The sequence below is a fragment of the Blastococcus haudaquaticus genome (assembly GCF_900230285.1).
In the GTDB taxonomy this organism is placed as follows: domain Bacteria; phylum Actinomycetota; class Actinomycetes; order Mycobacteriales; family Geodermatophilaceae; genus Blastococcus_B; species Blastococcus_B haudaquaticus.
Genome location: NZ_OCNK01000001.1, coordinates 1,232,234 through 1,257,403, shown reverse-complemented (window position 1 = coordinate 1,257,403; position 25,170 = coordinate 1,232,234). Strand labels below are relative to the sequence as shown.

Sequence of the window (25,170 nt, the reverse complement as noted above, 5' to 3'; positions counted from 1 at the left end):
CACCGCCCCGCCCGAGAGGACCTCCGATGACCACGCCGCAGGTGCTCGGCGAGCGCTACGAGATCGGTGGCGTGCTGGGCCGCGGCGGCATGGCCGAGGTCCACCGGGGGCGTGACCTGCGGCTCGGCCGCGAGGTGGCCGTCAAGGTGCTCCGCCACGACCTGGCCCGGGACCCGTCCTTCCAGGTGCGGTTCCGGCGCGAGGCACAGGCGTCGGCCTCCCTGAACCACCCGGCGATCGTCGCCGTCTACGACACCGGCGAGGACCGCACCAGCACCGGGGCGACGCCCTACATCGTCATGGAGTACGTCGAGGGCGAGACCTTGCGCGACGTGCTGCGTCGCGAGGGCCGGCTCTCGCCCGAGCGCGCGATGAGCCTCTCGGCCGACATCTGCGGCGCCCTGGACTTCAGCCACCGCAACGGCATCGTGCACCGGGACGTGAAGCCCGGGAACGTGATGATCACGCCCCAGGGCACGGTGAAGGTGATGGACTTCGGCATCGCGCGGGCGGTCTCCGACTCCGCGGCGACGATCACCTCCACGGCCGCCGTCATCGGCACCGCCCAGTACCTCTCGCCCGAGCAGGCGCGGGGCGAGAGCGTCGACGCCCGCTCCGACGTCTACTCCCTCGGCTGCATGCTGTACGAGCTCGTGACCGGGGCTCCCCCGTTCACCGGCGACTCCCCCGTCGCGGTGGCCTACCAGCACGTGCGCGAGGACCCGAAGCTGCCGTCGTCGATCAACCCGATGATCCCGGCCGAGCTCGACGCGATCCTGCTCAAGTCCATGAGCAAGAACCCGGCGAACCGGTACCAGTCGGCCGCCGAGATGCGCAACGACCTGCTGCGGGCCCTGGCCGGGCAGCGCGTCGAGGCCACCCCGGTCATGGGGGACGCCGAGAAGACGACCATCCTCGCGGCGACCCGCCCCGGCGGCGCCTACGGCGAGGACGACGGCTGGGACGACGAGGACGAGCTCGAGCGCAAGAAGCGCAAGCGCCGCCTCATCGCCATCGTCTCCGTGGTCGCCGTGCTGCTGATCGGCGGCGCCATCGCCATCGCCATCGCCATGAGCGGCGGCGAGCAGGAGCAGCCGACCGCGCAGACGGTTCAGGTGCCCACCCTGCTGGGCGTGCCCGTCGCCGACGCGCGGCAGGACCTCACCGACGCCGGCCTGGTCGTCGGGACCGAGACCGAGCGGGACACCACCGACCCGACGCAGGTCGGGACGGTGCTGGAGTCCAGCCCGGCCGGTGGCGCCCAGGTCGAGAAGGGCAGCGAGGTCGACCTCGTGGTCGGCGTCGCGCCGGACGCCATCCGCATCCCCGACGTCATCGGGTTCGACGAGGACCAGGCCCGCGCGGCGTTGGAGCAGGCCGGCTTCACCGGCAGCATCAACACCCGCCAGGTCGACTCGCTGGAGGACGAGGACAGCGTCGCCTCCGTCGAGCCGGCCGTCGGCGAGTCGGCGTCGCCCGGCCAGACCATCACCCTCGGCCTGTCGACCGGCACCATCGACCTGCCGGACGTCACCGGCCGCTCCGAGGCCGACGCCCGGGCGGTCCTGACCCAGGCCGGCTTCAGCGACGCCCAGATCAGCACCGAGGAGGTCGACGCGGCCGAGGCGCCCGGGACGGTCGTCGGCACCGACCCCGGCACGGGCAGCCCGGCGGGCTCCGGGACGCGCATCGTCCTGCGGGTGTCGGGTGGGCCCGGTGCTCTCCAGGTGCCTGACCTGACCGGCCGCACGGAGCAGGCGGCACGGCAGGCGCTCCAGTCCGCCGGCTTCACCGGTCCCGTCACCGTCACGCCGGTCGACGCCGAACCGGACGACGTCCCCGGCACGGTCGTGGAGTCCAACCCCCCGACCGGTACCGAGGCGCCCGCCGACCAGGCGATCACCCTGTTCATCGCCCGGGCCGCCGCCGGAGGCGGAGAGGACTGAGCAAGGACCCCGTCCTCCCCACTCCTCGCGCGCTCGGGGGTGGGACCCGGGACGGGGCCGAGGGGCGGGGGCCTCAGGCGGGCTGGGCGAGCCGCTGAGCGGTCGCGGACGCGGCCGCCACGACCGCCGGGTCGGGCGCGAGCCCGCAGGCGGTCAGCCAGGTCGCCAGCAGGTGGTGCCCGCCCTCCGTGAGGACGGACTCCGGATGGAACTGGACGCCCTCGACCGGCAGCTCCCGGTGCCGCAGGGCCATGACGATCCCCGACGGCGTGGTGCCGGTGACCTCCAGCTCCGCGGGCACGGTGGCCGGGTCGACGGCGAGCGAGTGGTAGCGCGTCGCGGTGAACGGCGAGGGCAGACCGGCCAGCACACCCTCGCCCTCGTGCACGACCTGGCTGGTCTTGCCGTGCAGCAGCTCCGGCGCCCGGACCACCACGCCGCCGAACGCCTCGGCGATGGCCTGGTGCCCCAGGCAGACGCCGAGCACGGGCGTGCCGGCCTCGGCCGCGGCCCGCACCATGGGGACGGTGACCCCGGCACCGGTCGGCGTCCCGGGCCCCGGGGAGAGCAGGACACCGGCGACGTCGAGATCGGCGAGCTCGTCGACGTCCACGGCGTCGTTGCGCCGCACGATGCAGCGCACGCCGAGCTGGCCCAGGTACTGGACCAGGTTGTAGACGAAGCTGTCGAAGTTGTCCACGACGAGCACGGGACGCCCGGCGGAGGTGCTGGTCACGCTCGAGGTCCGTCCTCTCATCCGGTGGTGGCGTACTGCAGGTCCAGAGGGCCATCGTAGGCGGGCAGCTCGACGGTGGGCCGCTCGCGCACGGTGAAGGTGAGCCCGTAGGCCTCGACCGCCTCCTGGAAGACCTTCACCTGCGGCGAGACGGCCAGCTGCGCCCGCACCGCCGAGGCGTCCGCGATGGCCGTGACGACGAACGGCGGCGAGTAGGTGCGGCCCTGCAGGAGCAGCGTGTTGCCGACGCATCGGACGGCGCTGGTGGCGATCAGCCGCTCGTCCATGATGGCGACCCCGTCGGCCGCGGCGGCCCACACGGCGTTCACCACGGCCTGCACGTCGGACTGGTGGATGACCAGGTCGTCGGGGCGCGCGTTCATGGGCAGGCTGCCGTCCGGGCGGGTGGGGGCGTCGTCCAGCGTGATGACCACACCCGGACCGGTGAGCGGCACGAGCGCGGCCGACAGCTCCCCGGCCTCGCCGGCGCTCCGGGCGGCCGCGACGTCACCGTCGCGGGAGGCAGCCTGCTCGGTGAGCTGTTCCACCTGCCGCTGCAGGGCGCCCAGCTGGTCCTCCTGGCCCGCGATGAGCTCGTCGCGCTGGTCGATCAGCCCGGAGAGCTCGGTCACCTCGCCGGCCCGCAGGTCCGTGCCCTGGGCGGTCCGCCCGGACGTGGCGAACAGCAGCCCCGCCAGGAGGGCCACGACGGGCACCAGCGCCGTCCACGGGGAGAGCCGGCGGCCGGCCGGCAGGATGCGGCGCACGGGCACCTCCTCGGGGTGACGAACGGCGGGCAACAGAGCGTCGCTCGGCCGCCCCGTCCACAGGCAGCTTAGGCTGGGGGCAGTTCCGGCCGGGGTGACCGCCCGGCCCGCGGAAGGGAGTTCGTCGGTTGCCCAAGTCCAAGGTGCGCAAGAAGTCGGCCTACACACCGCCGGAGAGCGTGCTGCAGTCGCGCTCACCCCAGGCGAAGGCCCTCCAGCCCAGCCCCCGGTGGTACGCCCCGCTGATGGTGGCGCTCATGCTCATCGGCCTGCTGTGGATCGTCGTCTACTACGTCGCCGGTGACCGGATCCCGTTCATGGTGTCGCTGTCGGCGTGGAACTTCGCGATCGGGTTCGGCGCCATGGTCGCCGGCCTGGTCATGTCGATGCGCTGGCGCTGACCCAGGACCGCTCCGCCAGGAGCGCCGGGTACACGAGGCCCTCGCCCCCATCGGGGGCGGGGGCCTCTGTCGTCCCCGCGTCCGGTGCTGTGTACGGACGCGCGCTCCGTCCACAGGTCGACATGGCGCTCCACCAACAGGGTTGTCCACCGCGTGTGGAGAGACGGAACGGGCCCGCACCGCGCTGACCTGCGCGGATGCCTCGGGTGAGACGGATGGGACGAGAGCACCACGGGGGTAACTACACCTGTGTGAGTCTGTCCCCAGCTGTGCATTCGCCTGTGGACGTGTCGACAAGGGGCCGCCCCCGGGACGGTGACCCGGACCCCGCAGTACCCGCCCTGACCTGCGACGACGTGCGCGCCGGTGACGCTCGGGAACCGGGTGGCGACACGACGGCCGGTACCGTTCCGTCTCCGCGCCCCGAGCGACGTCCACAGACCCGGGGACGACGACGGCCTGAACGACGACGGCCCCCGACCGCGGTGGTCGGGGGCCGTGCGGGTGGTCCGTGCTCAGGCGTCGAGCAGCTCCAGCACCGTGGCGTTCGCCATGCCGCCGCCCTCGCACATGGTCTGCAGGCCGTAGCGGATCCCCTGGGCCTGCATCTGGTGGATCAGCGTCGTCATGATCCGGGCGCCGGACCCGCCCAGCGGGTGTCCCAGCGCGATGGCCCCGCCGCGGGGGTTCAGCCGGGCCGGGTCGCCACCGATGTCGGCCAGCCAGGCCATGGGCACGGGCGCGAACGCCTCGTTCACCTCGTAGATCCCGATGTCGTCGATGGAGAGCCCGGAGCGCGAGAGCACCTTCTGCGTCGCGGGGATCGGAGCGGTGAGCATGATGATCGGGTCGTCCCCGGCCATCACGGTCGTGTGGATCCGCACCAGGGGGGTCATGCCCAGGTCGCGGGCCTTCTCGCTCGTGGTCACCAGCAGCGCCGCGGCACCGTCGGAGATCTGGCTGGCGTTGCCGGCGCTGATGACGCCGTCCTCCTTGAAGGGCGTCTTCAGCGAGGCCAGCTTCTCCAGGGTGCCGCCGGCGCGGATGCCCTCGTCGGCGCTGACCACCGTGCCGTCGGCCGTCGTCACCGGCGCGATCTCCTCCTCGAACGCGCCGTCGGCCTGCGCCTTGGCGGCCTTCTCGTGCGAGGCGAGGGAGAACTCGTCGAGCTGGGTGCGGGAGAAGCCCCAGCGGTCGGCGATCATCTCGGCGCCGACGCCCTGGTTGGGGTACACCCCGTCGTAGCGCTCGAGGAAGCGCGGACCGAGCGGCATGCCCGCCGAGCCGTCCCCGCGGGCGGCCCCCATGGGGACCCGGCTCATGGACTCGACGCCGCCGGCCACGACGACGTCGGCCTGGCCGCTGATCACGGTCGCCGCGGCGAAGGCGACGGCCTGCTGCGAGGAGCCGCACTGCCGGTCGATCGTCGTCCCGGGGACGCTCTCCGGCCAGCCGGCGGCGAGCGCCGCGTTCCGGCCGATGTTGAACGTCTGCTCGCCCACCTGGCTCACACAGCCCCAGAACACGTCCTCGACGACGGCGGGGTCGAGGCCCGACCGCTCCGCGAGCACCTGGAGCACGTGCGCGGAGAGGTCGACGGCATGCACGCCGGACAGCCCTCCCCCGCGCTTCCCCACGGGCGTACGGACGGCGGCACAGATGACGGCATCACGCATGGTCGAACTCCTCCACGACGGTCCGGGCCCCGAACGGTCAACCCTGACCGATCGTAGGACGACAGCGGCACTGGCAGGCTGGGACGGTGACATGGTCCCCCCGAGCCGCCGAGACCGCCGCGCTCGCCGTCGTGGGGCTGGGCCTGACGCTGGGCGTCGTCCTCGTGGACCCGCTCGGCCGGGTGCTGGTGGGGGCGGGGGCGCTGCTCGTGCTGGCCCTCGTCGTCCGGGACCTGCTGATCCGGCCGCGGCTGAGCGCCGGGCCCGACGGGGTCGACGTCCGGAGGCTCACGGGCGTCGTGCACCTGCCCTGGGGAGCCCTGCGGGTGAGCGTCCGCGAGTCCCGCCGGCTGGGGGTGCGCGGGCGGACGCTCGAGCTGGACACGGCCACGGGCGTCGACGACGACGGCGTGCTCGTGGTGCTCGGCCGGCGCGACCTCGGTGCCGATCCCGGTGAGGTCGCCCGCCGGCTGCGCGGGCTGGACCCGACGCGGCGGCTCTAGAGATCGACCACCGTGAGGGTGGGGACGGTCAGGGCGAGGACCAGCAGGACGACGGCCAGGACCACCAGCGCGGTGATCTGCAGCGGGGGCTTCCGCCGGGTGAGCACGAGGATCCCGGCGGTCAGCGCACCGACGACCAGCCCGCCGAGGTGGCCCAGCAGGGAGATTCCGGGCAGGAAGCTGATGAACACGTTGATCGCCAGCAGGGTGAGCAACCCGCGCAGGTCCTGCCGGTTGGCCAGCATGACGACGCCCAGGGCGCCCAGCAGGCCGTAGATCGCCGCCGAGGCACCCGCCACGGGCACGCGCGGATCGCCCAGCAGCTGGATGGCGACCGCTCCGCCGAGGGCCGACAGCAGGTACAGCGCGAGGTAGCGCCGGCGGCCCAGCTGCCGCTCGAGCTCCGAGCCGAAGATCAGCAGCGCGAGCATGTTCATCGCGAGGTGGATCGGGCCGATGTGCAGGAACGCGGCCGTGAACACCCGCCACCACTCGCCGAACAGGTTCACCCCGTACGGCCACTGGGACAGGGCCTCGAACACCGGCGATCGCGCGTTGTCCGCCGGCGAGTTGCCGACGGTCGCCGCGGACACCGCGGTGACCAGGAACATCGCGACGTTGGCCGCGATCAGCCCCAGGGTGATGACACCCCAGCGGCGCCCCGCCACCTGCAGCCCGCTGCTCCGGCGGACGGGGCGCACCGAGGCGTTCCCGTCCCGGACGCACTCGGGGCACTGGAACCCCACCGAGGCGGGGATCATGCACTCCGGGCAGATGGGCCGACCGCACCGCGCGCAGGAGATGCCGGTGGGCCGGTCCGGATGCCGGTAGCAGCAGGTGGTGGGGGGCGCCGGCTGGTGCTCGGTCAGCTGCGCTGCACCTCGACGGACTCGATGACCACGTCCTCGACCGGCTTGTCACCACGGGCCGTGGGGACGGCGGCGATCTTGTCCACGACGTCGCGGCCGGCCTGGTCGGCCACCTCGCCGAAGATCGTGTGCTTGCGGTTCAGGTGCGGGGTGGGGCCGACGGTGATGAAGAACTGCGAGCCGTTGGTGCCCGGGCCGGCGTTGGCCATGGCCAGCAGGTACGGGCGGTCGAAGGACAGCTCCGGGTGGAACTCGTCGCCGAACTGGTAGCCGGGGCCACCGAAGCCCTGACCGAGCGGGTCGCCGCCCTGGATCATGAAGCCGGAGATGACCCGGTGGAAGATCGTGCCGTCGTACAGCTTGTCGGTGGTCTTCTGACGGGTCTCGGGGTGCGTCCACTCGCGGGCGCCCTCGGCGAGGTCGGCGAAGTTGGCGACCGTCTTCGGAGCGTGGTCCGGGAAGAGGTCGACGGTGATGTCGCCGTGGTTGGTGTGCAGCACCGCGCGGCGGGCGGGAGTCGATTCAGTCACGGCTCCACTCTGCCACCGTTCCGCGGGGCACGACCGACCGGTGGGCCTCCGGCTCCCCGTGGAACATCGGCCGGCGGCGGAGCACTCGCTCTCCGTGCGCCGTCGGCGCTAGTTTCCCGCCGACGTCACCCGCGCCGGAAGAGGCTCCACATGACCACCGACGAGACGCAGCCGGACACCGGGTTCCTGCGGCCGGCGCCGCCCGGACCGGCGGTCGAGGAGCTGTTCGCCGACGACCGCGCGGAGTCCGGCTACGTCATGAATCTCTCGCACGCCTGGGCGCACCGCCCCGCCGCGCAGGCGGCGCTCACGGACCAGCTCCGGCAGGCCGCCGCGGACGCGGGCCTGTCCTACCGGCAGCGGGGGATCCTCGTGGCCGCTGCCGCGTCGGCCCTCGGCGACCCGCACTGCTCCCTCGCCTGGGGGCGACGCCTCGCCGACGAGGCCGGCGACGGGATCGCGGCGGCGGTGCTGCGGGGCGAGGACGGCGCCCTCGAGCCGGAGGACCGGGCGCTGGCCCGCTGGGCCCGGCAGCTCGCCCGGGATCCGAGCGGCACGACGCAGGCCCACGTCGACGCGCTGCGAGCTGCGGGTCTGGACGACGCCCAGATCCTGTCGATGACCGTGTACGTGGCGTTGCGGATCGCCTTCTCGACGGTGAACGACGCCCTGGGCGCGCGACCGGACGTGCAACTGGTGACGGACGCCCCGGAGTCGGTGCGCCAGGCGGTCACCTACGGCCGGTCTCCGGCTGCCGCTCCGTCGCCGGGGTGACCTCGGCGGCCGCGGCCCCCAGGCGGAGGAACCAGAGCGGCAGGGCGAGCATGCCGGTGCTTCCCGATACGCCCGCGGCCGCGAGGGCGACCTGCCGCCCCGTGGAGCCGGCGGGGAACAGCATCCCGGCCGCCGCGGTGCAGCCGCCCGCCAGCACCGCACCCCCGGACCGGAAGCCGAGCCGGGTCACCGGCCCGGGCAGGACGCCCCGGTGCGCCCGGCTGGTGAGCACGACCCACCCGGACAGGCCCGCGAACCCGGCGAGCGCGACCGGCAGCTGCCTGCGGAACGTCACGAAGCCGGCGACCAGGGCCGGTCCGGCGATGGTGAGGACCGTCATGGAGATGAGGCCGAGGCGCCGGGTCCACCGGTCCGGGCTGACCGCCACGGCGACCGGGAGCATGAGCGCCGTGCCGAGGGACCCGACCAGGTCGTTGGCCGAGCCGAGGGAGATCCGCCGCGGCCGGCGGCCCGCCTCGAGGGCGTAGAAGCCCACCAGGAGTGCGTTGGCGGCCATGCCCGTCGCACCAGCGGCGCGGGCCCAGGGGGCGGCCTGCCTGAGGTCCATGGCATCCCTCGCAGCGCGAACGGCGGAGCTGAGGACTGTGGAGACGAGGGGAATCGAACCCCTAACCCCCGCCTTGCAAAGGCGGTGCTCTGCCAATTGAGCTACGTCCCCTGACCGTCCCGTGCGGGGCGGACGGGTGGTTCAGCGGGTGGTGGGCGTGCTCACTGAGCCGGGACCCTGGGTGGCCTCGTGCCACAGGTCCGCCTCGGCCTTGCCGCCCGAGCGCTTGCGCACGGCGGCCAGGGCCCCGGCGGCGATGGCGGCGAGTGCCAGCTTCTTCAGCACGCGGGGTACCTCCTCGACCGATACGACTCGGCGCCGGAGGCTGTTGCGACCGGCGAGGACACGGGTGGGCCTGGGAGGACTTGAACCTCCGGCCTCATCCTTATCAGGGATGCGCTCTAACCAGCTGAGCTACAGGCCCGTGAACCTCGGAAAGCTTACCTGCCCCCCTGCTGCCGCCGACGGGAGGGGGGAGCCTCACACCGAGTGGGGCCCGGAAGGTCCCGCGCAGGCGCTCGGCCCCGTCCAGAGGCTCGCCCCGAGCCCGCGAGGCGAGTGGCACCGTCGCAGGGGCCCGCCACGAGCCCGCGAGTGGTGGGGGGCGACGGGGTCCTTCTGCTAGTCGCGCTCGGAGAGCGTGAGCTCGAGGCCGCCGACCAGGTCGGAGCAGAGGTTGTAGATGAACGTCCCGACAGTGCACAGCGCCGTCATCAGCACGATGTTGATCGCGCCGATGATCGCGGCGCCGCCGAAGACCAGACCGGGGGTGACGGCGTCACCAGTGGCCTCGTCGCCGGACGCCGAGCCGATCTGGCCGAACAGGTCGTTGAGGGTGTCGAACACGCCCAGGGCGTTGAGCACCCCGTAGAGGATCCCGACCGCGACCATCCAGATGAAGAACATCGCGATGGAGAGCACCAGGGAGATCTTCAGCGCCGACCAGGTGTCGATGTGGCGCAGCTGCAGACGGGCCCGCCGCGGACCGCGGCCGCCCCGCCCCGGGACCCGTCCCTTGGGGGCGCGGCCGGCGGCGGCGGTGTCCTCGGACGGCGCGCCGACCGAGGGTGCGCCGACCGGAGGTGCGCCGACCGGCTGACCGACGGCCGGCGTGCTGCCCGTGGCCGGGCCTGCGGTCGGGACCTGGGCCTTCTGGCTGCCCGTCGTGGGGATCGTCTGCGTCGCCGTGACCGGGGGAGCCCCGACCGCGGTCGAGCCCGTCGACGGGCCGGCGCCCGTCGAACCGTCGGTCACCGCGGCGGACTCCGTGCGCACCGAACCCTGCGTCCGGTCGCTCATGCCAGTCTCCCCATCCCCGGGCGGCGCGCGCCGCTCCCCAGCGGGACCGGACCGGACCCGCTGCCATCTGCGCTCAGATTAGGCGTCGGGCTCGTCATTGTCCGTCGTACGGGCGATCGCCACGATCGACACGTCCTCCGGCAAGTTCATGAGCTTGACACCCATCGTGGCGCGGTCCTTGTTGTGCCGCACGCCGTTGACCGGCGTCCGGATCACGCCCCCGCCGGAGGTGATCGCGTACAACTCGTCCCCGAGGGTCACCGGGAGCGCGCCGACGAGCGCGCCCTTCCGGGCCTTGGGGTCGGCCGTCAGCACACCCTTGCCGCCCCGGCCCTGGTTCGGGTAGTTCTCGATGCCGGTGCGCTTGGCGAAACCGCGCTCGGTGGCGACGAGGACGTCGACGCCCTCCTGCACGACCATCAGCGACAGCAACCGGTCGTCGTCGGTCAGCGAGATGCCGCGGACGCCCTCCGTGGCCCGGCCCATCGGCCGGAGCGCGGTGTCGTCGGCCGTGAAGCGGATCGACATGGCCTTGCGGGTGACCAGCAGCAGGTCGGACCCGTCCTCGATCAGCGCCGCGCCGACCAGCTCGTCGCCGTCGCGCAGGTTGATCGCGATGACGCCGCCCTGCCGGGGGGAGTCGAAGTCGGTCAGCCGGGTCTTCTTCACCTGCCCCTTGGCCGTGGCCAGGACCAGGTACGGCGCGACGCCGTAGTCCTTGATCTGCATGACCTGGGCGATCTTCTCGTCCGGCTGGAAGGCCAGGATGTTGGCCACGTGCTGGCCCCGCGCGGTGCGGTTGGCCTCGGGCAGCTCGTAGGCCTTGGAGCGGTAGACCCGCCCCTTGTTCGTGAAGAAGAGGATCCAGTCGTGGGTGGAGCCCACGAAGAAGTGGTCGACGATGTCGTCCTGCTTGAGCGCCGCCCCCATGACGCCCTTCCCGCCGCGGCGCTGCGAGCGGTAGAGGTCGCTCTTCGTCCGCTTCGCGTAGCCGGTGCGGGTGATGGTGACGACGACCTCCTCCTCCGCGATGAGGTCCTCCATCGAGACGTCGCCGTCGTTCGCGACGAACTGGGTGCGGCGGTCGTCGCCGTACTTCTCGACGATCTCGGCCAGCTCGTCGTGGATGATCTGGCGCTGCCGCTCGGGGCTGGCCAGGATCGCCTCGAGGTCGGCGATCTCGCGCTCCAGCTCGGCCAGCTGGTCGAGGATCCGCTGGCGCTCCAGGGCGGCCAGCCGGCGCAGCTGCATGTCCAGGATCGCGACGGCCTGGATCTCGTCGATGTCGAGCAGCTCCATCAGCCCGCCGCGGGCGGCGTCGGCCGACTCGCTGTTGCGGATGAGCGTGATGACCGCGTCCAGCTGGTCCAGCGCCTTGGCCAGGCCGCGCAGGATGTGCGCGCGCTCCTCGGCCTTGCGCAGCCGGTAGCGGGTCCGCCGCTGGATGACCTCGATCTGGTGGTTGACGTAGAGCTTGACCAGCTCGTCCAGACGCAGCGTCCGCGGGACGCCGTCGACGATGGAGAGCATGTTGCAGCCGAACGTCGTCTGCAGCTGGGTGTGCTTGTAGAGGTTGTTCAGCACGACCTTGGCGACGGCGTCGCGGCGCAGGGTGATGACCAGCCGGCGGCCCACGCGGTCGCTGGACTCGTCGGCGATCTCGCTGATCCCCTGCAGGCGCCCGTCCTTGACCGCCTCGGCGATGGCCTCGGCCAGGTTGTCGGGGTTGACCTGGTAGGGCAGCTCCGTGCAGACCAGCTGCACCCGCCCGCGGGAGTCCTCCTCCACGGTGACGACGGCGCGCATGCGCACCGAGCCGCGACCGGTCCGGTAGGCGGAGTCGATGCCCTCGCGGCCGACGATCAGGCCGTGCGTGGGGAAGTCCGGGCCCTTGATCCGCTCCATGCACGCGTTGAGGGCCTCTTCCGCCTCGGCGTCGGGGTGCTCGAGGACCCAGAAGACGGCGGCGGCGACCTCGCGCAGGTTGTGCGGCGGCATGTTGGTCGCCATGCCGACGGCGATGCCGGCCGAGCCGTTGATCAGCAGGTTCGGGATGCGCCCCGGCAGGACCAGCGGCTCCTGGTTCTTGCCGTCGTAGTTCGGCTGGAAGTCGACGGTCTCCTCGTCGATGTCCCGCAGCATCTCCATGGCCAGCGGGGTCAGCCGCGCCTCGGTGTACCGCATGGCGGCGGCCGGGTCGTTGCCGGGAGAGCCGAAGTTCCCCTGACCGTCGACCAGCGGGTACCGCATCGACCACGGCTGGGCCAGACGCACCAGGGCGTCGTAGATCGAGCTGTCGCCGTGCGGGTGGTAGTTACCCATCACCTCACCGACGACGCGGGCGCACTTGACGTAGCTGCGGTCGGGTCGGAAGCCCTGGTCGTACATCGCGTAGAGCACGCGGCGGTGCACCGGCTTCAGGCCGTCGCGGACCTCGGGCAGTGCCCGCCCGACGATGACCGACATCGCGTAGTCGATGTAGCTGCGCTGCATCTCCTGCTGGAGGTCGACCGGCTCGACGCGGTCGCGGGCAGGTGTCTCGGTCACGGTTCAGATCTCCAGTCGAAGGACCCCGTCCTCCCCACCCTTCGCAAGCTCAGGGCGGACCCGGGACGGGGCCGGGGTCGTGCGGGGCAGGGGGCGTTACACGTCGAGGAAGCGGACGTCCTTGGCGTTGCGGGTGATGAAGCTGCGGCGCGCCTCGACGTCCTCGCCCATGAGCACGCTGAACAGCTCGTCGGCGGTGGCGGCGTCCTCGAGGGTGACCTGCAGGAGCACCCGGGTCTCCGGGTTCATCGTGGTCTCCCAGAGCTCGGTGGCGTTCATCTCGCCGAGGCCCTTGAAGCGCTGGATGGCGTCGTCCTTGATCTTGCGGCCGGCCTCGGCACCGAGGCGGAGAGCGCCTTCCTTCTCCTTGTCGGTGTAGACGTACTCGTCGCCGGTCTTGCCGCCCCACTTGATCTTGTACAGCGGGGGCTGGGCCAGGTAGACGTAGCCGGCCTCGACCAGCGGGCGCATGAAGCGGAACAGCAGGGTCAGCAGCAGCGTCCGGATGTGCTGGCCGTCGACGTCGGCGTCCGCCATCAGGATGATCTTGTGATAGCGCAGCTTCGACAGGTCGAACTCGTCGTGGATGCCGGTGCCGAAGGCGGTGATCATCGACTGGACCTCGTTGTTCTTGAGGACCCGGTCGATGCGTGCCTTCTCGACGTTGATGATCTTGCCGCGGATGGGCAGGATCGCCTGGAACATCGAGTCGCGGCCGGACTTGGCCGAGCCGCCGGCCGAGTCGCCCTCGACGATGTAGACCTCGGAGTTGCGCGGGTCGGTCGAGCGGCAGTCGGCGAGCTTCCCCGGCAGGGAGTTGTTGCTCAGCAGGTTCTTGCGGGCGAGCTTGCGCGCGTCCTGCGCTGCGCGGCGGGCCCGGGCCGCCGACGAGGCCTTGTTGATGATCATCTTGGCCTCGGTCGGGTTCGCCTCGAACCAGTGCCCGATCTGCTCGTTGCAGACCTTCTGGACGAAGCCCTTGACCTCGGTGTTGCCGAGCTTGGTCTTCGTCTGGCCCTCGAACTGCGGGTCGCCCAGCTTCACCGAGACGATGGCGGCCAGGCCCTCGCGGATGTCCTCACCGGTGAGCTTCTCGTCCTTGCCCTTGAAGAGCTTCTTCTCCTCGGCGTAGCGGTTGACGATCGACGTCAGCGCCGCGCGGAAGCCCTCCTCGTGGGTGCCGCCCTCGTGGGTGTTGATGATGTTGGCGAACGTGTAGACCGACTCCGAGTACGCCTCGGACCACTGCATCGCGACGTCGATCGACATGGCCATGTTGTTCTTGCCGGTGCCCTCGGCGGAGAAGCTCACGACCGACTTGTGGATCGGCGACTTCTTCGCGTTGATGTGCCCGACGTAGTCGATCAGGCCGGCGTCGTACTTGTAGGTGATCTCGGTGGCCTCGAAGGCCTTCTCCTCGGCGCCGGCCTCCGGAGCGGCCTCGGCGAGGGTGATCTCGTCGGCCAGGCCGGACTCGACCTTGCTGTGCCCGGGCCGCTCGTCGCGCAGGACGATCGTCAGGCCCTTGTTGAGGAAGGCCATCTCCTGCAGGCGGCGGTTGATCGTGTCGAACGAGTAGGTCGTCGTCTCGAAGATCTCGGGGTCGGCCCAGAAGGTGATGGCGGTGCCACGCTTCTTCGTCGGGCCGACCTCCACCAGCGGGCCCGGCTTGGCGTAGGCGTAGCTCTGCGTCCACTCGGTGCCCTGGGTCCAGACCTGGACGTCCAGCCGCGTCGACAGGGCGTTGACGACGGTGACGCCGACGCCGTGCAGACCACCGGAGACGCCGTAGCTCTTCCCGTCGAACTTCCCGCCCGCGTGCAGGACGGTCATGATCACCTCGACGGCGGGCCGCTTCTCCACCGGGTGCTCGTCCACCGGGATGCCGCGGCCGTTGTCCTCGACCCGGACGCCGCCGTCGGCCAGCAGGGTGACGTGGACCCGGTCCGCGTGCCCCGCCAGTGCCTCGTCGACCGAGTTGTCCACGACCTCCCACACCATGTGGTGCAGGCCGCGCTCACCCGTGGAACCGATGTACATACCGGGGCGCTTGCGGACCGCCTCGAGCCCCTCCAGGACGGTGATGGAGCTGCCGGAGTAGGCGTTCTCGGTCTGCGGTGCTGCGACCACGTGGGGCCTTCCTTTCGCGCAACCGGCACGCGGCTCCCCCCGGAGCTGGGAGGGGGGCCGAGGGCGCACAACGGCACTGAGCCGGTTGCTGGCGGTTTCTGCTCTCGAGGATACCGGGTCCACCGACAGGAATGCCGCCGTCCACGCCCTGACGTCGTGTCTGAGCCACTTTCGGCTCGTCCACCACCACCCGTCCTGCCCCGGGGAATGACACGCCCGTATGGACCCCCCTGCCCCCCACTGCTCGCAAGCTCGCGGCGGGACCCTGCAGCGGGGCCTCAGTTGCGGGGCCCCGAGGGGCGGTCACCCGCGAGCGAGATCGGGTCGAACCCGGGCCCTCCGCCGCCGGTCCGCCGGTTGACCAGGACCGTCACACCCCACAGGACCACGCCGATGGCCAGCAGGATCCCGGCGACGCGGTACTGCTCCGCGGGCCGGCCGGCCCACGGCGTGGCGAGGAAGCCGCAGGCGAGCGCGCCGACCACCGGGAGGAACGTGGGCGTGCGGAAGTGGTCGGCGTCGACGTGGTCGCGGCGCAGCACCAGGACCGCGACGTTCACGACGGTGAAGACGATGAGCAGCAGCAGCGCCGTGGTACCGCCGAGCGCCGGCACGCCGCCGACGAACGTGATCAGCCCGAAGGCGAGGGCGGTGGTGAAGAGGATCGCCGTCGTGGGCGTCCGCCGCTTCTGGTGGACGCGGCCGAGCAGCGGCGGCAGCACGCGCTCCCGGCCCAGCCCGTAGACGAGCCGGCTGGCCATCAGCATGTTGATGAGCGCGGTGTTGGCGACGGCGAACATGGTGATGACGCCGAAGAGCCCGACCGGGAACCCGGGGGCGCCGGCCTCGACGACCTGCAGCAGCGGCGTCTCGCCCTCGCTGAGCTGGTCGGCCGGCACCAGCGCGATGGCCGAGACGGACACCAGCACGTAGATGACGCCGGTGATGCCGAGCCCCAGCAGCAGCACCTTCGGGAAGATCCGGCGGGGCTCCTTGCACTCCTCGGCCATGTTGACCGAGTCCTCGAAGCCGACCATCGCGAAGAACGCCAGTCCGGTCGCGGCGATCACTCCGGTCAGCACCGACTTGTCACCGGTGTCGAACTCGGTGACCCGCGAGAAGTCGCCGTCGCCGATCCCGAGGGCCCAGACGCCGATCCCGATGATGATCAGCAGGCCGCTGAGCTCGACGCAGGTGAGCACCACGTTCGCCTTGACGCTCTCCCCCACGCCCCGGTGGTTCACCAGCGCGACCAGCGTCATGAAGCCCAGCCCGATGAGCGTGATGCCGATGCCCTCACCGAGGTCGAGGCCGAACACCTCGGCCGCGTTGGCGCTGAACGCCCGCGCCGCGGTCGACGCCGAGGTGATGCCGGAGCTCATGACGGCGAAGGCGACGAGGAACGTCACGAAGTGGATGCCGAACGCCTTGTGCGCGTACAGCGCGGCCCCGGCGGCCTGCGGGTACTTCGTCACCAGCTCCAGATAGGAGAACGCGGTGATCAGTGCGACGAGGAACGCGACGAGGAAGGGCAGCCAGACGACGCCGCCGACCTCGGCGGCCACCGTGCCGGTCAGCGCGTAGATGCCGGTGCCCAGGACGTCACCGACGATGAACAGCAGGAGCAGTCCCGGCCCCATCACCCGCTTGAGGGTCGGTCGGCCGTCGGCGGTCCGGTCGTCCGCGGTGGTCGTGTCGGACATGGGCTCTCCTGCATGTGCAGAGTGCTGGGGACGACCGCCGTCGGCCGACGCGGTGATCGTGCTGCTCATGCCGTCGTCCCGCGATTCGGGCGCGACACCGCGATCGCGCCGACACTCGGTCGCATGACCTCCGACGCGCCCCGGCTCTGCCTCGTCACCGGCGCCACCGGCTACATCGGCGGCCGGCTGGTGCCCGACCTGCTGGCGGCCGGGCACCGGGTGCGCGTGATGACCCGCTCCCCGGAGCGGATCCGGGACCACCCGTGGTCGGGCGAGGTGGAGGTGGCGCGCGCCGACGCCACCGACCCGGAGCAGGTCGCGGCCGCCTGCGAGGGCGTCGACGTCGTCTACTACCTGATCCACGCCCTGGCCACCGGGCCGGAGTTCGAGGAGACCGACCGCCGGACCGCCCGGGTCATGGCCGGCGCCGCGCGCACCGCCGGGGTGGGGCGCCTGGTCTACCTCGGGGCACTGGAGCCGCAGGGGGAGGAGCTCTCACCCCACCTGCGGTCACGGATCGAGGTCGCCGGGATCCTGCTCGCCTCCGGCGTCCCGACCGCCGTGCTCCGGGCCGCGGTCGTGCTCGGCTCCGGCTCGGCGTCGTTCGAGATGCTGCGGTACCTCACCGAGCGGCTGCCGGTGATGGTGACGCCGCGCTGGGTGCACAGCCGCATCCAGCCGATCGCCATCCGCGACGTCCTGCGCTACCTGGTCGGCTGCGCGGAGCTGCCGGCCACGGTGCACCGCGGCTTCGACATCGGCGGGCCCGACGTCATGAACTACGCCGAGATGATGCAGCGGTACGCCGTCGTCGCCGGCCTGCCCCGACGGCGGATCCTGCCGGTCCCGCTGTTCTCGCCGTCCCTCTCCAGCCACTGGGTCGGCCTGATCACGCCCGTCCCGGCCGGCATCGCCCGGCCGCTGGTGGAGTCGCTGCGCAACACGGTGGTCTGCCAGGAGCACGACATCGCGGAGTTCGTCCCCGACCCGCCGGAGGGGCTGCTCAGCTTCGACGAGGCGGTGCGGCTCGCCATCGCCCGCGTGCACAGCTCCGCCGTCACCACCCGGTGGTCGAGCGCCTCCACGCCCGGGGCTCCGTCGTCCCCGCTGCCCACCGATCCGGACTGGGCCGGCGGGAGCCTCTACGTCGACGAGCGGACGCGGACGACGACGGCCGACGCCGACGCCCTCTGGGGCGTCGTGGAGGGGATCGGCGGCGACAGCGGCTGGTACTCCTTCCCGCTGGCCTGGCGGGTGCGCGGGTGGATGGACCGGGCGGTGGGCGGCGTCGGCCTGCGGAGGGGCCGCCGCGACCCGGCGAAGCTCTTCGTCGGCGACGCCCTGGACTTCTGGCGGGTCGAGGAGCTGGAGCGGGGAAGGCTGCTGCGGCTGCGCGCGGAGATGCGCCTGCCCGGTCTCGCGTGGCTCGAGTTCCACGTGGAACACGACCCGGCGAACGGTGGCGCGGTGCTCCGGCAGCGGGCGACCTTCGCGCCGCACGGGCTGGCCGGTCACGCCTACTGGTGGGCGGTCGCCGCGTTCCACGGGTTCGTCTTCGGCGGGATGGTCAAGGGCATCGCCCGCGCCGCCGAGCGGCCCTAGACCAGGAGCTGGGCGGTGGCCAGCTCCCGGTAGAGCGGACTGCTGTCCACCAGTTCGTCGTGGGTCCCCCGTGCGACCACCCGCCCCTGGTCCAGGACCACGATCTGGTCGCTGTCGAGCACGGTGGACAGGCGGTGGGCCACCACCAGCAGCGCGCGGTCGGCCGACGCCGCGGCCAGGGTCTCGCGCAGCAGCTGTTCGTTGCGGGCGTCCAGGCTGGCGGTCGGCTCGTCCAGCAGGAGGAGCTCCGGGCGGGCGAGCAGGGAGCGCGCGATGGCCAGGCGCTGCCGCTCCCCTCCGGAGAGCAGCACCCCCTCGTCGCCGACCAGCACGTCGAGGCCGCGGGGCGAGCGCCGCACCACCTGCGTCAGCCCGACGTCGGCCAGCACGGCCCACAGCTCGGGATCGGTGGCGTCGGGCCGGGTGAGCAGCAGGTTGTCCCGCACCGACCCGGCCAGGACCGGCGCCTCCTGCTCGACGTAGCCGAGCCGGGCCCGCAGGGCCGCGCGCGGCATCTCCCGGACATCGGTCCCCGACCAGCGGACGACGCCGGCGCTCACCGGGTAGAAGCCCTCGATGAGGGCCAGGATCGTGGACTTCCCGGCGCCGGAGGGCCCGACCAGCGCCACCCGGCTGCCTGCCGGCACGTCGAAGGACACCCCGCGCAGCACCGGCGTCCCGTCGGGGTAGCCGAAGTCGACGCCGTCGAGCTGCAGGAGCGGTGGTGGCCCGGCGGCCGTCGCGGGGGCCGGCGCGGCGGCCCGGGCGGGCCGCTCCGCGTGCTCGTCGTCCTCGGGGTCGAGGGCGAGGATCTCCTGGATCCGGACCAGTGCGCCGAGCCCGGTCTGCAGCTCGGTGTACGCACCGATCGCCTGACCCAGCGGCATGACCAGCAGGAACAGGTACAGGATGAACGCGACCAGCTCGGCGACGGTCATGGAGCCGTTCGCCACGCGGTAGCCACCCACGCCGAGCACGGCCAGGAAGGCGCCCTGCACGGCGATCGACCCGGCCGGCGAGACGAGCGCCTCCAGCCGGGCCACCCGGACGCCCGCCGTGTACGCCCGGCCCGCGCTGGCACCGACGGCGGCGGCCTCGCGGGCGGTGGCACCGCTCGCCCGGATGGTCCGGACCGCCGACAGCGCCCGCTCCACCGCGGCCGTCATGGCGCCGACCTCCTCCTGCGCCTGCCGGGAAAGGCGCCGGACCCCGCGCGAGGCGAGCACGGCCGTCGTCACGCCGATCGCGACGGAGACGACGGTGAGCAGCAGCAGCCAGACGTCGACCAGCGCCATCGCCACCACGGCGCCGAGGGCGAGCACCACGGAACCGGCGACGTCGACGACGCCCGAGGTGACCGTCGCCCGCAGCAGCGTGGTGTCCGAGCCGACCCGCGACATCAGGTCACCCGTGCGCCGCCGGTCGTACTCGGCGATCGGCAGCCGCAGCAACCGGTCGGTGAGCAGCCGCCGCGTGCTGAGCACGACGCCCTCGGCGGTCCGCTGCAGCAGGAACTGCTGGAACGCCGACAGCGCCGAGGCCGCGAGCAGCACCACCACCAGGAGGCCGACCGCGGGGAGGAGTGGCTCCCCCGAGCCGACGACGGCGATGACGCGCGAGACCAGGGCGGGCTGGGCCAGGGCCCCCGCGGCGGCGACCAGGGACAGCACGGCGGCTGCCGCCAGGGGCCGCCGGTGCGGTCGCAGGAGGGGCAGGAGCTCCCGGATGCCGGCGCCCGCCTCCGGCGCGGCACCCGGGTCGGGGTCGTCCGGGCTGGTCAGCGGACCGGCCGTCTCAGTGGCCCGCGGCCAGCGCGCCGACGATCGCCGTCAGCAGCCGGGCGTGGTGCTCGATGAGCAGTGGCCGGTGCCCGTCGGGCCGGACGGCGGCCAGGTGCCCGGCGCCGGTCCAGAACTCGTCGCCGTCGTCGGTGCCGAGCAGCAGGCCCTGCACGGCCGGGTCCTGGGCGAGTCGCCGCACCTGCGGACCGTCCTCCGCGACCAGCAGCTGCCAGCGGCCGTCGAACGCCTCGTTGCCGCTGAGGAGCGGCATCATCCCGCCGGTGCGGTGCTTCCACAGCCGGGCGGGCGAGAGCCGCAGGACGGGCACGACGCCCAGCATCGGGGCGGCCGTGATCGCGTGGGTGGCCACCCAGCGCTTGCCCAGCGGCTCGACGACGTCGAACGCGACGAGCTCGACCGCTCCGGCGCGGCCGCGCAGCACCGACGCCGGCCGCGCCTCCTTGCCGGGCCGCACGGGTGAGCCGGCGAGCAGCTCCTGCAGGACGGCGTCCTCCGGGCCGCTGCCGTCGGAGACCGTCCAGCCGTGCTGCAGGGCCCAGCCCTGCGCACCGAGCGGGTCGCCCTCGTAGGTGAACGCCCGCGTCATCTCCGGGTCCTGGGGCCGCGCGCGCCCGCCGAACAGGCCACGGGGGCGTTCGGGGGCCGTCGTCGGCGGCGGCCCGGGCGGCGCCCAGGACGGGTCGACGCCGGACTGCCGGCCCCGGTCGGGGGTGGCCGCGGGCAGGTCCCATCCGGGCGGCTGCCAGGTCGCCCCCTCCGCGGTGTGGTCGCTGTCGCGCGGCTGCTTGCGCCGGTCGGCGAAGTTCGGCTCGTCGCGCGGCTCGTCGGGGGAGGGCTGGTCGTCGGCGGGCCGGTCGCCACCCAGGTGGGCCGGCTCCTGCCAGGCGCGGCCGGCCTCGTCGTCGTCGAAGCCGTCGCGGTCCCGCGGGGTGCTCATCGCTGCCCTTCCGTCGTGGTGCGGTGCTATCCGTAGGTGTCCCGGGGCCCCCGCCCGCGCACCGAGCGCGGGCCCTTCTTCCAGCTGGGGGCCGTCGGTCCGACAACGCGCAACCGGGTCACGACGTCCCCGCCGACCTGCGCGCGGAGCTTGCCGAGGATCGAGGGTGCCAGCAGGCGCAACTGCGTGGCCCACGCCGTCGATTCCGCGACGACCAGCAGCTCTCCCTCGGTGAGGGTCTCCGGTCGGCAGTGCTCGGCGATGTCGGGCCCCACGAGGGCCGACCAGCGACCGAAGACCGCACCGATACGGGTCCGGTCCGACCAGTCCTGCTCGGTGACCAGCGAGTCGACCAGGCGGCCCAGGGGCTGCGGGTCGTCGGCGCCCGGGCCGGCGCCCGTCCAGGTCCGCCGCGGCCCGGCGATGCGCCGGCGGGTCGGCTGGGGACGAGCGGCGGAGGCGGCGCGGGCAGCCTCGAGCGCGGCCCGCGCGATGTCGCTGGGCCGGGCCGGCCGTTCCTCGGTCACGGGACCCGCCCCTCGACGACGGCCCGCTCCCCGACCCCCGGCCCGTCCTTCACCACGACCGCGTAGCCACCGCCCACCTCGACCCGGACACCGCGCAGCTCCTCCGGCACGTCGTCGACCACCGCCGCGGTGATCAGCGTCTGCTCCGCCGACCGCGCCACCGCCGCCAGGGCGGCGCGACGCTCGGCGTCGAGGGTGGCGAAGACGTCGTCGAGGATCAGGATGGGGTCCTCGCCCTCGCCTCTCAAGAGGGCGAAGGTGGCGAGCTTCAGCGCGAGCGCCAGGGACCAGGACTCCCCGTGGCTGGCGAAGCCCTTGGCCTGGGCAGGTCCCAGGTGGATGACGAGGTCGTCGCGGTGCGGACCGACCAGCGTCATGCCGCGGTCCAGCTCGTCGTTGCGGCGTTCGGCGATCCGCTCCCGCATCGCCTCCGTGAGCTCCGCCGCCGAGGGGACGGGGGCGCCGGGCGCCACCGCTGAGCCGGTGCCGGCGAGGGGGACGGTCGAGCTGTAACCGAGGCCTGCGACCACGGCGCCCTCGCCGGCCACCTCGGCGTAGGCCTCGGACATGTGCGGCGCGAGGTCGGCGACCAGGTGCAGCCGGGCCGCCAGCAACTGCCCGCCGTAGTCGGTCAGGTGCCCGTCCCACACGTCGAGGGTCTCGATCGCCTTGCCGCGGGCCAGCCGGGCGGTCTTCAGCAGGGCGTTGCGCTGCTTGAGCACGCGGTCGTAGTCCGACCGCACGCCGGCCAGACGCGGGGTGCGGGTCACCAGCAGCTCGTCGAGGAACCGCCGTCGCTCGGTGGGGTCGCCGCGCACCAGGGCGAGGTCCTCGGGGGCGAACAGCACGGTCCGGACCATGCCGAGCAGCTCACGAGGCCGGGGCAGGGGACCGCGGTTGACCCGCACGCGGTTGGCCCGGCCCGGGTTGATCTCGATCTCGACCAGCAGCTCCCGGTCGCCCCGGCGCAGCGCCGCCCGGACGACGGCCTGCTCGGCGCCGTGCCGCACCAGCGGCGCGTCGGAGGACACCCGGTGGCTGCCCATGGTGGCGAGGTAGCCGATCGCCTCGACCAGGTTGGTCTTGCCCTCGCCGTTGCGACCCACGAAGACGGTGGGTCCCGGGCCGAGCGGCAGGTCGACGTGCTCCCAGTTGCGGAACGACCCCACCTGCAGGTGCCGGACGTACATCAGAGCCGGCCCCTCCGTGACGTGCTGGAACGGCCCCCGTGCAGGGCCCCGCCGCGAGCCTGCGAGTGGTGGGGGGCACGGGGGTCCTTCGTCATGCCGGCCGTTCGGCCTCCTGCGCCTGGACGGCGTGCACCGCGTGGCCGCCGAACTGCTGGCGCAGCGCGGCGACGGCCTTCATGGTCGGCGAGTCGTCCTGGCGGGACACGAAGCGGGCGAACAGCGAGGCGGCGATCGTGGGCATCGGGACGGCGTTCTCGATCGCCTGCTCCACGGTCCACCGGCCCTCGCCGGAGTCCTCCGCGTAGCCCTTGATGCGCTCGAGCTCGGGGTCCTCCTGCAGCGCCCGGACCAGCAGGTCGAGCAGCCACGAGCGGATGACGGTGCCCTGCGTCCACGAGGCGACGACGCCGGGGACGTCCTCGATCAGGTCGACGGCGGCCAGCAGCTCGTAGCCCTCGCCGTAGGCCTGCATCATCGCGTACTCGATGCCGTTGTGGACCATCTTGCTGAAGTGCCCCGCGCCCACGGGACCCGCGTGCACGAAGCCCACGCCCGGCATGGCCTGACCGGACGCGTCCTCCGGCGTCGGGGGCCGGAGCGCGTCGAAGATCGGCTGTGCCTTGGCGACGTCCTCCTTGGTGCCGCCGACCATCAGCGCGTAGCCGTTCTCCAGGCCCCACACGCCGCCGGAGACTCCGGCGTCGATGTAGCCGATGCCCTTCTCGCGCAGCATGACGTCGTGCACCTGGTCGTCGGTGTACTTGGAGTTACCGCCCTCGATCACCACGTCGCCCGGGCTCAGCAGCTCGCCGAGCTCCTTGACGGTGGCCTTGGTCGGCTCACCGGCCGGGACCATCACCCACACCACGCGCGGCGCGCTCAGCGCCTCGACGAGCGCGGGCAGGCTGTCCACGTCCCGCTTGCCCGGTGAGTGGTCGTAACCGACGACCTCGTGACCTCCGCGGCGCAGCCGCTCGGCCATGTTGCCGCCCATCTTGCCCAGCCCGACAAGCCCCAGCTGCACGACGTCGTCCCCTCTTTCGTGTTATCGAGTTTCCTGCTCATCGTGCCCGGCCGACGGCCTCGTCGCAGGGTCCCACCGCGAGCGTGCGGGTGGTGGGGGGCGACGAGGTCCTTTTTCAGCCGGGCAGGCGCACCGGCATGATCAGGTAGCGGTAGCTCCCGGTGCGCTCCGCCGGGCCGGCCGGCTTGCCGTCGTCGGCCGCCGGCTCCTCCACACCGGAGAGCACGGCCGGCTTGAGCGGGCTGGTGAAGTCGATCCGGGCCCGCTCGGTGTGCACGGCGGCCAGGCCGTCGAGCAGGAACGTCGGGTTGAAGCCGATGGTGAGCGGTTCGCCGTCGAACTCGACGTCGCACCGCTCCTCGGCCTGGCCCTCCTCGTCCGAGCCGCCGGCGTGCAGCGTGACCTGCCCCGGGGTGAACTCGCAGCGCAGGGGCGTGCCTCGCTCGGCGACCAGGGCGACGCGCTTGGCCGCGTCGGTGAACAGGCCCACCGGCAGGGACGCGTGGGAGTTCGAGTCGTTCGGCATGATCGCGCGGTACTTCACGAACTCGGCGTCGAGCAGGCGGGTCGTGGTCTGCCGGTCCTTGCCGGAGAGGCCCAGGATGCCTTCGCCGGAGCTCCCCGACGACAGCGAGAGCACGATCTCCGGGCCGCTGGTCAGCGTCTTCGCGGCCTCGGCCAGGGTGCGTGCCGGAACCAGCACGGCGGCGGAGACACCCGGCGTCTCGGGGCGCCAGGCGAACTCGCGCACCGCGAGGCGGTAGCGGTCCGTGGCCGCCAGCGTGATCAGGTCGTCCTCGATCTCCAGGCGCACGCCGGTGAGCATCGGCAGCGTGTCGTCCCGTCCGGCGGCGACGGCGACCTGGCCCACCGCCTCGGCGAAGACGTCGCTGTCGACGAGCCCGGCCGAGGACGGCATCGACGGCAGGGACGGGTAGTCCTCCACCGGCAGCGTCGGCAGGCTGAAGCGGGCGTTGCCGCAGACGAGAGCCAGCCTGGGGCCCTCGGCGGTGATCTCGACCGGGTGCGGGGGGAGCGCCCGGGTGATCTCGGCCAGCAGCCGGCCCGGGACCAGTGCCCGGCCGCTCTCGGTGGCCTGGACGTCGACCTCGGCGCGGGCCGAGACCTCATAGTCGAAGCCCGACACCGACAGCTGGTTCCCGTCGACCTCGAGCAGGATGCCGGCCAGTACGGGCACCGACGGTCGAGGCGGCAGGCTGCGCGCCGTCCACGCGACGGCGTCGGCGAGCACCTCACGTGCCACCCGGAACTTCATCTCTCGACCCACCCCAGCTCTGATCCCGACCCTCTGGCGGGTGCGGCTTCCCGATACCGGCGGGCAGGACGCGGGGGCGTCCTGTGCCGGTGCGGTGCTCATCGTGCCTGCTGCGGTCCCCCGGGGGGAAACCCCGGTCCCTCGATGAGCTGGTCGAGCACCTCGGGACCCGGGCCGACGCCCCCGCGCGAGACCCCGTCCCGCTGCCCTTCCTGCTGGCCCTCGGGGCCCCCTGAGCGGAGCGTCCCCACCCAGAATGTGGTTCAAGGATTCATCGAGATAACTCCCTCATCCTCGTCATCACACGTGTGGAAGCTGGGGATCGGGGCCCTTCGCGCAGGTCAGGGCAGGAATGGGCCTGTT

Annotated in this window: 22 protein-coding genes and 2 tRNA genes; 5 read left to right on the top strand and 19 right to left on the bottom strand. The window is 72.8% G+C overall.

The genetic code is table 11. From position 1 onward, the window contains the following. Nucleotides 1-26: 26 nt before the first annotated feature. Complete coding sequence (gene pknB / locus CRP30_RS06100) at nucleotides 27-1,946, top strand: Stk1 family PASTA domain-containing Ser/Thr kinase (RefSeq protein WP_097182954.1); 1,920 nt, start codon at nucleotides 27-29, stop codon at nucleotides 1,944-1,946. A 73-nt stretch (nucleotides 1,947-2,019) separates the two neighbouring features. On the opposite strand, the gene CRP30_RS06095 is transcribed toward pknB, so the two are convergent. Together CRP30_RS06095 and CRP30_RS06090 are read right to left on the bottom strand one after the other, a co-directional pair. Continuing rightward, nucleotides 2,020-2,682 carry an aminodeoxychorismate/anthranilate synthase component II gene (locus CRP30_RS06095; protein ID WP_235003198.1) on the bottom strand — a complete coding sequence of 221 codons (663 nt, stop codon included), beginning with the start codon at nucleotides 2,680-2,682 and terminating at the stop codon, nucleotides 2,020-2,022. A gap of 17 nt (nucleotides 2,683-2,699) precedes the next feature. Next, a complete protein-coding gene (locus tag CRP30_RS06090) occupies nucleotides 2,700-3,449 on the bottom strand; it encodes a DUF881 domain-containing protein (RefSeq protein ID WP_097182952.1) in 750 nt (249 codons plus the stop codon). A gap of 128 nt (nucleotides 3,450-3,577) precedes the next feature. Here CRP30_RS06090 and crgA point away from each other — a divergent pair, with 128 nt between their 5' ends. Next, complete coding sequence (gene crgA / locus CRP30_RS06085) at nucleotides 3,578-3,850, top strand: cell division protein CrgA (protein WP_097182951.1); 273 nt, start codon at nucleotides 3,578-3,580, stop codon at nucleotides 3,848-3,850. Between the two features lie 515 nt (nucleotides 3,851-4,365). Here crgA and CRP30_RS06080 read toward each other — a convergent pair. After that, the gene (locus CRP30_RS06080) at nucleotides 4,366-5,526 is read right to left on the bottom strand and encodes a thiolase family protein (RefSeq protein WP_097182950.1); all 1,161 of its coding nucleotides are present in this window, start codon (nucleotides 5,524-5,526) and stop codon (nucleotides 4,366-4,368) included. A gap of 86 nt (nucleotides 5,527-5,612) precedes the next feature. Between CRP30_RS06080 and CRP30_RS06075 the strand changes: the two genes are divergently transcribed. Then, nucleotides 5,613-6,029: a PH domain-containing protein gene (locus CRP30_RS06075; protein ID WP_097182949.1), complete on the top strand. Its 417-nt coding sequence runs from the start codon at nucleotides 5,613-5,615 to the stop codon at nucleotides 6,027-6,029. On the opposite strand, the gene CRP30_RS06070 is transcribed toward CRP30_RS06075, so the two are convergent. Then, nucleotides 6,026-6,790, bottom strand: a complete 765-nt coding sequence (locus tag CRP30_RS06070; protein WP_097182948.1) for a rhomboid family intramembrane serine protease — start codon at nucleotides 6,788-6,790, stop codon at nucleotides 6,026-6,028. The two genes, CRP30_RS06075 and CRP30_RS06070, sit on opposite strands and share 4 nt — an antisense overlap. A 104-nt stretch (nucleotides 6,791-6,894) precedes the next feature. Continuing rightward, the gene (locus CRP30_RS06065; RefSeq protein WP_097182947.1) at nucleotides 6,895-7,428 is read right to left on the bottom strand and encodes a peptidylprolyl isomerase; all 534 of its coding nucleotides are present in this window, start codon (nucleotides 7,426-7,428) and stop codon (nucleotides 6,895-6,897) included. Between the two features lie 150 nt (nucleotides 7,429-7,578). Between CRP30_RS06065 and CRP30_RS22450 the strand changes: the two genes are divergently transcribed. After that, nucleotides 7,579-8,202 carry a carboxymuconolactone decarboxylase family protein gene (locus tag CRP30_RS22450; RefSeq protein ID WP_097182946.1) on the top strand — a complete coding sequence of 208 codons (624 nt, stop codon included), beginning with the start codon at nucleotides 7,579-7,581 and terminating at the stop codon, nucleotides 8,200-8,202. Here the strand turns inward: CRP30_RS22450 and CRP30_RS06055 are convergent. From CRP30_RS06055 to CRP30_RS06025, 8 genes are all read right to left on the bottom strand, one after another. Then, nucleotides 8,159-8,770 carry a hypothetical protein gene (locus tag CRP30_RS06055; protein WP_097182945.1) on the bottom strand — a complete coding sequence of 204 codons (612 nt, stop codon included), beginning with the start codon at nucleotides 8,768-8,770 and terminating at the stop codon, nucleotides 8,159-8,161. The two genes, CRP30_RS22450 and CRP30_RS06055, sit on opposite strands and share 44 nt — an antisense overlap. 38 nt (nucleotides 8,771-8,808) lie before the next feature. Further along, nucleotides 8,809-8,881, bottom strand: a tRNA-Ala gene (locus CRP30_RS06050). 30 nt (nucleotides 8,882-8,911) lie between these two features. Next, nucleotides 8,912-9,055 (bottom strand): DLW-39 family protein, encoded by a 144-nt coding sequence (locus CRP30_RS22695; RefSeq protein WP_200814562.1) that lies wholly within the window; start codon nucleotides 9,053-9,055, stop codon nucleotides 8,912-8,914. 65 nt (nucleotides 9,056-9,120) lie between these two features. After that, nucleotides 9,121-9,194: transfer RNA gene (locus CRP30_RS06045), tRNA-Ile, on the bottom strand. A gap of 197 nt (nucleotides 9,195-9,391) precedes the next feature. After that, on the bottom strand, nucleotides 9,392-10,069 hold the full coding sequence (locus tag CRP30_RS06040) for a DUF3566 domain-containing protein (RefSeq protein ID WP_097182944.1): 678 nt from the start codon (nucleotides 10,067-10,069) through the stop codon (nucleotides 9,392-9,394). A gap of 78 nt (nucleotides 10,070-10,147) precedes the next feature. Beyond that, nucleotides 10,148-12,616 (bottom strand): DNA gyrase subunit A, encoded by a 2,469-nt coding sequence (gyrA, locus tag CRP30_RS06035; RefSeq protein ID WP_097182943.1) that lies wholly within the window; start codon nucleotides 12,614-12,616, stop codon nucleotides 10,148-10,150. Nucleotides 12,617-12,712: 96 nt separating this feature from the next. Continuing rightward, the gene (gyrB, locus tag CRP30_RS06030) at nucleotides 12,713-14,746 is read right to left on the bottom strand and encodes a DNA topoisomerase (ATP-hydrolyzing) subunit B (protein ID WP_097182942.1); all 2,034 of its coding nucleotides are present in this window, start codon (nucleotides 14,744-14,746) and stop codon (nucleotides 12,713-12,715) included. Nucleotides 14,747-15,024: 278 nt separating this feature from the next. After that, on the bottom strand, nucleotides 15,025-16,449 hold the full coding sequence (locus CRP30_RS06025; RefSeq protein ID WP_097182941.1) for an APC family permease: 1,425 nt from the start codon (nucleotides 16,447-16,449) through the stop codon (nucleotides 15,025-15,027). Between the two features lie 123 nt (nucleotides 16,450-16,572). Here CRP30_RS06025 and CRP30_RS06020 point away from each other — a divergent pair, with 123 nt between their 5' ends. Beyond that, entirely contained in the window at nucleotides 16,573-18,051 is a 1,479-nt protein-coding gene (locus CRP30_RS06020) for an SDR family oxidoreductase (protein ID WP_097182940.1), read from the top strand. Here the strand turns inward: CRP30_RS06020 and CRP30_RS06015 are convergent. The 6 genes from CRP30_RS06015 to dnaN all read right to left on the bottom strand — a co-directional run bounded on the left by CRP30_RS06015 (nucleotide 18,048) and on the right by dnaN (nucleotide 24,795). Then, nucleotides 18,048-19,721 (bottom strand): ABC transporter ATP-binding protein, encoded by a 1,674-nt coding sequence (locus CRP30_RS06015; RefSeq protein ID WP_235003197.1) that lies wholly within the window; start codon nucleotides 19,719-19,721, stop codon nucleotides 18,048-18,050. The genes CRP30_RS06020 and CRP30_RS06015 overlap by 4 nt on opposite strands. Nucleotides 19,722-19,845: 124 nt before the next feature. After that, on the bottom strand, nucleotides 19,846-20,790 hold the full coding sequence (locus CRP30_RS06010) for a hypothetical protein (protein ID WP_097182938.1): 945 nt from the start codon (nucleotides 20,788-20,790) through the stop codon (nucleotides 19,846-19,848). A 26-nt stretch (nucleotides 20,791-20,816) separates the two neighbouring features. Continuing rightward, nucleotides 20,817-21,317: a DciA family protein gene (locus CRP30_RS06005; RefSeq protein ID WP_097182937.1), complete on the bottom strand. Its 501-nt coding sequence runs from the start codon at nucleotides 21,315-21,317 to the stop codon at nucleotides 20,817-20,819. After that, a complete protein-coding gene (gene recF / locus CRP30_RS06000) occupies nucleotides 21,314-22,507 on the bottom strand; it encodes a DNA replication/repair protein RecF (protein ID WP_097182936.1) in 1,194 nt (397 codons plus the stop codon). Before recF ends, CRP30_RS06005 begins: the two co-directional genes overlap by 4 nt. Before the next feature lie 91 nt (nucleotides 22,508-22,598). Continuing rightward, nucleotides 22,599-23,531: a phosphogluconate dehydrogenase (NAD(+)-dependent, decarboxylating) gene (gene gnd / locus CRP30_RS05995; RefSeq protein WP_097182935.1), complete on the bottom strand. Its 933-nt coding sequence runs from the start codon at nucleotides 23,529-23,531 to the stop codon at nucleotides 22,599-22,601. Nucleotides 23,532-23,646: 115 nt separating this feature from the next. After that, complete coding sequence (gene dnaN, locus CRP30_RS05990) at nucleotides 23,647-24,795, bottom strand: DNA polymerase III subunit beta (RefSeq protein ID WP_235003196.1); 1,149 nt, start codon at nucleotides 24,793-24,795, stop codon at nucleotides 23,647-23,649. Between the last annotated feature and the right edge of the window lie 375 nt (nucleotides 24,796-25,170).